At 76.2% G+C, this 2,798-nt stretch carries 3 protein-coding genes; all 3 read right to left on the reverse strand.

What is annotated here, in order from left to right:
* The coding region (locus G3I42_RS35175; protein ID WP_164291713.1) for an NAD-dependent epimerase/dehydratase family protein at positions 1–462 on the reverse strand (462 nt) is incomplete at its 3' end.
* A gap of 132 nt (positions 463–594) precedes the next feature.
* The gene (locus G3I42_RS35180) at positions 595–1,452 is read right to left on the reverse strand and encodes an ABC transporter substrate-binding protein (protein ID WP_164291714.1); all 858 of its coding nucleotides are present in this window, start codon (positions 1,450–1,452) and stop codon (positions 595–597) included.
* A 204-nt stretch (positions 1,453–1,656) separates the two neighbouring features.
* Complete coding sequence (locus G3I42_RS35185) at positions 1,657–2,670, reverse strand: zinc-dependent alcohol dehydrogenase (protein WP_164291715.1); 1,014 nt, start codon at positions 2,668–2,670, stop codon at positions 1,657–1,659.
* Positions 2,671–2,798 lie beyond the last annotated feature (128 nt).

Here is a 2,798-nt window from a genome sequence, read left to right on the forward strand (position 1 = left end):
GGGCTCGAAGAGCCCGGCGCGCAGGTCGCTCTCGGCGCGGGGCCCCGGGCGGACGAGTCCGTGCGCCGCGCACGTGTAGCGGCCCTCGCCGTAGACCACCATCGAGCCCGCCAGCACGAGCGCGCGGATGCCCGCGCGGGCGGCGGCGGCGAGGAGGACGGCGGTGCCGAGGTCGTTGCAGCCCACGTAGTCGGCGGCGTCGGCGACACCGTTGCCGAGGCCGACCATGGCGGCCTGGTGGCTGATCGCGTCGATGCCGCGCAGGGCCTCGGCGACGGCGGCGGCGTCGCGCACGTCGGCGTGGACGAGCCCGGCGGCACGGGGTGGCGGGACGGTACGGCCGTGGGGGTGGACGGCGGGGAGCAGGGCATCGAGGACGAGTGCCTCGTGGCCGCGGTCCGCGAGAGCGGCCACGAGGTGACGCCCGATGAAACCGGCACCGCCGGTGACGAGTACGCGCATGTGCGGGGACCCTAGGGGCCGCCCGGCGGGGGCGGGACGGGACGCGCCGCAGGGGTGCGGCGAGGTACTCGGGTGCGGGAGTCCCGGCAGGCCCGGCCCGTCAGCCCGTCAGCCCCTCGGAGCCTTGGCCCCTCAGCCCGCCAGGGCGCTCGCGATGTCCCGCAGGAAGCGGGCGGTGGCGCGCGGTGCGGGGGCCAGTTCCGGGTTCCAGGGGGTGACCTGGTGGCCGTGCGTCAGGCGGGTCCAGCCGGGGACGCCGGCGAGGTCCGCCGGGGGAACGGCGTTGCCGCGCGCGTCGGCGAGGACGAGGTCGGCGCCGAGCCCGGCCGCGTACTCCCAGTCGGTCGTGAGCCAGTTGAGGCCGGGCCCGGGCCCGGGGTCGACCAGGTCGACGCCCAGCTCGGCGAGGTGGCGCAGTTCGGGCCAGGTGCCGGGGCGCGCGAGGTGCACCTGAGCGCTGTCGGCCGCCGAGAGGACGAGGACGCGCGGGGCGCCGGGCCGGGCCGCGGCGGCACGTACCGCCGCCCGTGCCTGCGCGAGGTCGTCCTCCGCCGCCGGGTCCGCCGGGGCGCCGAGGGCCTCGGCCAGCTCGGCGAAGCGGGCGACGAGGCCCGGGAGCGGGGTGCCGCCCGCGACCGAGAGCGCGACGACGGGCACGCCGAGGCCCGCGGCGACGCCCTCGTCCACGGCGTAGGCGAAGTGGTCGTCGTAGGTGACGTCGACCACGAGTTCGGGTGCGGCGGCGCCGAGCGCCTCCTCGTCGAGTGTCTTGCCCGCGCCGAGGTAGGGCACGTCCGCGGGAAGGCCGCCCGCCTTGACGGGATCGACCTGCTCGCCGTCATGGCCCGAGCCGAAGATCCCGGCCGGGGTGAGCCCGTACTCGTGGAGCGCGGCTCCGGCACGTACGTAGGCGACGACGCGTTCGGGCCGCCGCGCCGCGCGGACCACGCTGCCGCGGTCGTCCGTGAACTCCCAAGTGGTCGATGACATCCGCTCCGCCCCCTCCACGGCCCGCCCGGGCCAGGGACCGTCCCTCGGTCCCGGGTCCCAGCCTGAGCCCCCGAAGGGGTGCCGGACAAGGGCGCGCCGGTCCCGGAGAAAGTAAACCGGCGCCGGACGATTGTCCGGAACTCGCCTGTTGCCAGCGGCAGTTGACACGACCTTCCGGAGAGCACGCGCACCGCGCGTCGAAGCTCACCGCAGGTCGAAGACGAGCCGCGCCGTGACCTTCCCCGAGAGCACCTCGTCGATCGCGAGGTTGATGTCCTCCAGGCGGCGCGTCTCGCGGATGACGCGGGTGCGGCCGAGCCGGTGGAGGCGGAAGACCTCGGCGAGGTCCAGCCGGGTGCCGACGATCGAGCCGACGACGGTCTTGCCGCTGAGCACGGTCTCGAAGACGGGCAGTTCGAGGCTCCCCTCGGCGGGGAGCGCGACCAGGACCAGGGTCCCGCCGCGCCGCAGAGAGGTGTAGGCGGCGCGGAAGGAGTCGTTGTCGACGGCGGTGGAGATCGCGACATCGGCGCCGCCGAGCCGCGCGACCTCCTCGGCGACGTCCTGGCCGCGGGCATCGATGACGTGGTCGGCGCCGAGTTCGCGGGCGAGGGCGAGTTTCTCGTCGGTGAGGTCCACCGCGATGGTCTCGCCGCCGAAGATCCGCGCGTACTGGAGCGCGAGGTGCCCGAGGCCGCCGATCCCGGAGACGAGGACGCGCTGCCCGGGCCGGGTCCCGCCGACCTTGACGGCCTTGTACGTGGTGACGCCGGCGCAGGTCAGCGGGGCGGCGTCGAGCGGGTCGATGCCCTCGGGGACCGCCACGACGTAGTCGGCGTCGGCGAGCGCGTACTCGCTGTGGGTGCCGTCGACCGAGTAGCCCGTGTTCCGCTGCTGGAGACACAGCGTCTCCCAGCCCGAGACGCAGTGGTCGCAGTGCCCGCAGGCGGTGCCGAGCCACGGCACGGCGACGCGGTCGCCGACCGCGAGGTGTCCGGCCTGGGGCCCGGTGGCCTCGACGGTGCCGATGCCCTCGTGTCCGGGGACGAAGGGCGGCGAGGGCTTGACGGGCCAGTCGCCGCGCGCCGCGTGGATGTCGGTGTGGCAGAGCCCGGAGGTCTCCATGCGCACGAGTGCCTGGCGCCCGGTGGGCTCGGGGACCGCGCGGTCCTCGATGGCGAGGGGCTCGGTGAAGCCGGGGACGACGGCTGCCTTCATGCGGACCTCCGTGGGCTGCGGCGGGAACGGGTCGCCGCCGGGGTGGGGGCCGGGGGCCGCGCCCTCGCGCGCGACGGCCGCGAGGGCGTGCGGCAGGTGCGGCAGGTGGGGGGTGTGCGGCCCGTGCC

This window comes from Streptomyces sp. SID11385 (genome assembly GCF_010548245.1).
Lineage (GTDB): Bacteria > Actinomycetota > Actinomycetes > Streptomycetales > Streptomycetaceae > Streptomyces.